A 6,136-nucleotide genomic window follows, 5' to 3' on the forward strand; every position below is an offset into this window, starting at 1 on the left:
TTTGATAAGACGTAAACTTCTGCCTCAAAACGTGTATGAGGAGTAATAGTACCTGGCTTAGCCAATACTTGTCCACGCTCTACATCTTCACGCTTGGTTCCACGAAGAAGCACACCTACGTTATCCCCTGCTTGACCTTGATCAAGCAACTTACGGAACATTTCAACACCAGTACAGGTCGTTTTTGTCGTTGGACGCAAGCCTACAATTTCAAGCTCATCACCAACTTTAACAATACCACGCTCAACACGTCCAGTAACCACAGTACCACGTCCCGAAATTGAGAATACATCTTCAATTGGCATCAAGAATGGCTTGTCAATATCACGCTCTGGTTCTGGAATATATGAATCTAATGCATCAACTAATTTTTCAATTGAGGGTACACCAATATCAGAAGTATCACCTTCTAAAGCTTTAAGAGCTGAACCAATGATAATTGGGGTATCATCACCCGGGAAGTCATAGTCCGATAGTAGTTCGCGAACTTCCATTTCAACCAATTCTAATAGCTCTGCATCGTCAACCATATCCGCTTTATTTAGGTAAACCACAATGTAAGGGACACCCACTTGGCGTGATAATAAGATATGCTCGCGGGTTTGCGGCATTGGACCATCAGCAGCTGAACAAACTAGAATAGCTCCGTCCATTTGCGCTGCACCTGTGATCATGTTTTTAACATAGTCAGCGTGTCCTGGGCAGTCTACATGTGCATAGTGACGTAATGGTGATTCATATTCAACGTGAGCAGTTGAGATGGTAATTCCACGAGCACGCTCTTCTGGTGCGCCGTCAATTTGATCATAGGCTGAAAAATTTCCACCAAAACGATCCGCTCCAACCTTAGTCAAAGCAGCTGTTAGCGTTGTTTTACCGTGATCAACGTGACCAATAGTCCCAACGTTTACATGCGGCTTACTGCGTTCAAACTTTTCTTTAGACATAATTTCACTCCAAAATATTAAGATTTGTTTTTAATAACTTCTTCGACAACATTATTCGGCGCTTCATTATAGCAGTCGAATTCCATAGAATAATTAGCACGACCTTGGCTTAATGAGCGTAAAGAGGTAGCATAACCAAACATATTAGCTAGCGGCACCTGAGCACGAATAATTTTACCAGTAGCTTCGTCATCCATACCTTGAACCAATCCACGACGACTATTCAAATCGCCAATAACATCGCCCATATATTCTTCTGGTGTAGAAACTTCCACTTTCATCATAGGCTCAAGCAGAACCGGCTTCGCTTTACGTGCACCTTGCTTAAAACCTTCCGCACCCGCTAACTTAAATGCCATTTCAGATGAGTCAACTTCATGATAAGAGCCATCAAATAAGGTGACTTTGACATCAACCATTGGATATCCAGCAAGAACACCATTTTGCATTTGTTCTTGAACACCTTTGTCAACTGCTGGAATATACTCTTTTGGAACTACACCACCGACAATTTCAGACACAAACTCGTAACCAAAACCTGGTTCTTGAGGTTCGATACGTAACCATACATGACCAAACTGTCCACGACCACCAGACTGACGGACAAATTTTCCTTCTTGTTCAACAGATTCACGAATCGTTTCGCGATAAGCTACTTGAGGCGCCCCAACATTAGCTTCTACTTTAAATTCGCGCTTCATACGATCAACAATAATTTCTAGATGAAGTTCACCCATACCAGAAATAATTGTTTGTCCGGTTTCTTCATCTGTATGAACTCGGAAAGATGGATCTTCTTGCGCTAGCTTACCAAGCGCCATTCCCATTTTTTCTTGGTCAGATTTAGTTTTTGGTTCAACAGCAACAGAGATAACTGGCTCCGGGAACTCCATACGCTCAAGAATAATTGGCTTGCTGATATCACAAAGCGTTTCACCCGTAATCACATCTTTCAACCCAATACATGCTGCGATATCGCCTGCATACACTTCTTTAATTTCTTCTCTTGAGTTTGCATGCATTTGAACGATACGCCCTACTCGCTCTTTTTTATCTTTTACAGAGTTTAGGACTGTTGAGCCTGCTTCCAAGACACCTGAATAACAACGAACAAATGTTAAGGTACCAACAAAAGGATCTGTTGCAATTTTAAATGCCAACGCTGCGAATGGTGCATTATCTGAAGATTCCCTTGTTTCAGTTTCTTCAGTATAAGGAACAACTCCCTGAATCGCAGGAACTTCAGTAGGACTAGGTAGCAACTCAATAACTTTATCCAACATTGCTTGCACGCCTTTATTCTTAAAGGAAGAACCACAAAGAACCGGAACGATCTCATTATTAATTGTACGTTCTCTTAGTCCAGCAATAATTTCTGCTTCGCTAAGCTCTCCACCTTCAAGATATTTATTCATTAATTCTTCGTTTGCTTCTGCCGCTGCCTCTACAAGCTCTTCACGCAAAGTCTCAGCCTGCTCAAGTAGTTCAGCTGGAACATCGGCATACTCAAAGGTCATACCATTATTTTCCTCATTCCAAATAATCTCTTTCATTTTAATGAGGTCAACTACACCTTTAAAATTCTCTTCAGCACCGACAGGAATCTGTAATGGAACAGCTACTGTATTCAAACGCTCACGCATTTGCTCAACAACACGCATAAAATTGGCGCCTGTACGATCCATTTTATTGACATATGCAATACGTGGAACACGATATTTATTTGCTTGACGCCATACGGTTTCAGTTTGTGGCTGAACACCACCTACAGAACACAATACCAAACAAGCACCATCAAGAACACGTAAAGAGCGCTCTACTTCAATTGTAAAGTCTACGTGCCCTGGAGTATCAATAATATTAATACGATGCTTGTCAAATTGCCCAGCCATACCTTGCCAAAAGCAAGTAGTCGCAGCAGAAGTGATCGTAATACCACGCTCCTGCTCTTGTTCCATCCAGTCCATCGTGGCCGCACCATCATGAACTTCACCTATTTTATGAGACATACCTGTATAAAACAGAATACGTTCGGTTGTTGTCGTTTTTCCTGCATCAATATGCGCCATGATGCCTAGATTGCGATATTTATCAATTTTGGTTTCGCGAGCCACGAGTTTTCTCCTGAGATAATTTCAATTGCCTTACCAACGGAAGTGAGCAAATGCTTTGTTTGCTTCTGCCATACGATGTGTATCATCACGCTTTTTCACTGCAGCGCCACGCTCTTCGATTGCTTCGACAAATTCATATGCTAAACGTTCTGCCATTGATTTCTCATTTCTATTTCTAGCTGCATCAATAAGCCAACGCATTGCTAATGCATTTTGGCGAACAGGTCTTACTTCTACTGGCACTTGATAAGTCGCTCCACCTACACGACGAGACTTAACTTCTACTGCTGGTCTAACTTTTTCTAAAGCTTCTTCTAATACTTGAATAGGCTCCAATTGTTTCTTCTCAGCTGCCGTTTGCAATGCTTGATATACGACTTTTTCTGCAACAGATTTTTTGCCATCAACCATCAACATATTTACAAACTTTGCCACAATTACATTACCAAATTTTGGATCAGGTAAAATTTGACGAATAGGGGCACGCACTCTTCTTGACATATTTTTTCCCTAAAAAATTAAGACTTAGGACGCTTAGTGCCGTATTTTGAACGACCTTGTTTGCGATCCTTAACACCTGCTGTATCTAAAGCACCACGAACCACGTGATAACGCACTCCTGGTAAATCTTTAACACGTCCGCCTCGAATAAGCACTAAACTGTGCTCTTGTAAGTTATGACCTTCACCGCCAATATAGGCAGTTACTTCGTACTTGTTTGTTAAACGCGTACGTGCAACTTTACGCATGGCCGAGTTCGGCTTTTTAGGTGTTGTTGTATAAACACGGGTACAAACACCGCGTTTTTGAGGACATCCCTGTAATGCAGGGACGTTATTTTTTTCGACCTGTTTGACACGCGGCTTGCGCACCAATTGGTTAATAGTCGCCATATTTTCTCCAAACCTTTAATTTCAATATATTAAGTATAAGCGAAACCACGCCAAAGGTAAGCGATGGTAACGCCATTTCTTTTCACTGTCAAGGTTATGCTTCAGAATCACTAGGAATATTTTCTTCTATAGAGTTTTCTTCCGCTGTTTTTGATAGATTAGTTGTTTCTTCAACCAATGCTCTCAATTGATCGTCCGCACTTCTTTGCTCTCGACGATGTTGGTGATAAGCCAAACCTGTTCCTGCTGGAATTAGACGTCCAACAATGACATTTTCTTTTAATCCACGCAAATCATCTGCCTGCCCAACAACAGCTGCTTCTGTCAATACTCTTGTCGTTTCTTGGAAAGAAGCTGCTGATACAAAGGATTCTGTCGCTAAAGATGCTTTTGTGATTCCCATTAATACAGGCTCATAGCGAACAGGCAATTTTCCTTGTGCTTCTAAACGATCATTCTCTTCCAACACGCGAGATAGCTCTATTTGCTCACCTGCAATTAAATTAGATTCGCCAGCATCAACAATAATAACTTTTCTAAGCATCTGACGCACAATTACTTCAATATGCTTATCATTAATTTTTACCCCTTGCAAACGGTAAACGTTCTGTATTTCCCGAACAATATGGTCGTTTAGCTCATGTACACCTCGGAGTCTTAAGATATCTTGTGGACTAGGTTCACCGTCTGCCAAGATTTCACCTTTTTTAACTTGCTCACCTTCGAAAACATTAAGGCGACGCCATTTAGGAATTAAAATCTCAAACGACTCACCATTTTCTCCAGTTATAACCAAACGTTGCTTTCCTTTAGTTTCTTTACCAAAGGAAACAACGCCTGTCATTTCAGCAAGAATTGCAGGATCTTTTGGCTTACGTGCTTCAAACAAATCTGCTACCCGCGGCAAACCACCAGTAATATCACCAGTTTTACCAGATGCTTGCGGCATCCTAGCTAATACATCCCCTACTTTTACTTCGGCGCCATCTGTTAGGTTAACAATTGCTCCTGCTGGTAAGAAATAGTTTACTGGAATATCAGATCCTGCTTGGGTAACTGGTTCTCCTTTCTCATCTAATAATTGAATAAGAGGACGTTTATCTTTGGCCGAAGTAGGTCTTTGTGCATTTTCCATAACAGTTAGTACAGTCAAACCTGTTTCTGCATCGGAAGAAGATTGAACGGTAATTCCATCTTCAAAGTCATAGAATGCTGCTTTACCAGCCACTTCAGCAATAATTGGATGCGTATGTGGATCCCATACCGCTAAGGTTTCACCCTGCTTAACTACTGCACCATCTGTCACGTTTAGAACTGCACCATAAGGCAATTTATATCTTTCACGCTCATGACCATTTTTATCAATAATTGATAATTCACCACTACGTGAGACAGCAACCAATTTTCCTTCACTATTGGTAATCGTTTTTATATTTGATAAGCGAGCATGCCCATTGGTTTTAACCTCGACGCTACCAATAGAAACAGCGCTTTGTGCAGCGCCACCAATATGGAAAGTACGCATGGTTAACTGTGTTCCTGGTTCACCGATAGATTGCGCTGCAATGACCCCAACAGCTTCACCAACATTAACCTTATGACCTCTCGCCAAATCACGACCATAGCACTGTGAACATACACCATGACGCGATTCACAGGTAATAACCGAGCGAACAGTCACTCTATCCACGCCAGCTTTTTCTAAAATTTGAATTTGTGGTTCTTCTAGCAAAGTACCTGCCGCTAAAGCAATTTCTCCATTAGAGTCAATGACAGGTTCTGCTAATACTCGACCGAGTACTCTCTCAGCAAGAGGAACAACAACATCCCCACCTTCAACTACTGCTTGAATTTCTATACCTTTAGAAGTTCCACAATCTTCTTCTGTAATAACAACATCTTGAGAAACATCTACAAGCCTTCTCGTTAAATAACCTGAGTTTGCTGTTTTTAACGCCGTATCTGCAAGCCCTTTACGCGCACCATGGGTAGATATAAAGTATTGAAGAACGTTTAATCCTTCACGGAAGTTTGCTGTAATTGGCGTTTCAATGATAGAGCCATCTGGCTTCGCCATCAATCCACGCATTCCTGCTAACTGTCGAATTTGTGCAGCAGAACCCCTTGCGCCTGAATCCGCCATCATAAAGACCGAGTTAAACGAATCTTGTTCAACTTCTTG

Annotated in this window: 5 protein-coding genes; all 5 read right to left on the reverse strand. The window is 41.5% G+C overall.

The genetic code is table 11. The features are described from left to right. On the reverse strand, positions 1-947 hold a 947-nt coding region (tuf, locus tag A5N85_RS00055), incomplete at its 3' end, for an elongation factor Tu (protein WP_072575382.1). Positions 948-964: 17 nt separating this feature from the next. Continuing rightward, positions 965-3,061 carry an elongation factor G gene (gene fusA, locus A5N85_RS00060; RefSeq protein WP_072575383.1) on the reverse strand — a complete coding sequence of 699 codons (2,097 nt, stop codon included), beginning with the start codon at positions 3,059-3,061 and terminating at the stop codon, positions 965-967. Between the two features lie 30 nt (positions 3,062-3,091). Next, positions 3,092-3,562 (reverse strand): 30S ribosomal protein S7, encoded by a 471-nt coding sequence (rpsG, locus tag A5N85_RS00065; RefSeq protein ID WP_072575384.1) that lies wholly within the window; start codon positions 3,560-3,562, stop codon positions 3,092-3,094. Between the two features lie 17 nt (positions 3,563-3,579). Then, complete coding sequence (gene rpsL / locus A5N85_RS00070) at positions 3,580-3,954, reverse strand: 30S ribosomal protein S12 (RefSeq protein WP_072575385.1); 375 nt, start codon at positions 3,952-3,954, stop codon at positions 3,580-3,582. A 94-nt stretch (positions 3,955-4,048) separates the two neighbouring features. Beyond that, positions 4,049-6,136 (reverse strand): DNA-directed RNA polymerase subunit beta' (locus A5N85_RS00075; protein WP_487247927.1); only part of this gene is annotated, 2,088 nt, incomplete at its 5' end.

This window comes from Suttonella ornithocola, from assembly GCF_001889065.1.
Lineage (GTDB): Bacteria > Pseudomonadota > Gammaproteobacteria > Cardiobacteriales > Cardiobacteriaceae > Suttonella_A > Suttonella_A ornithocola.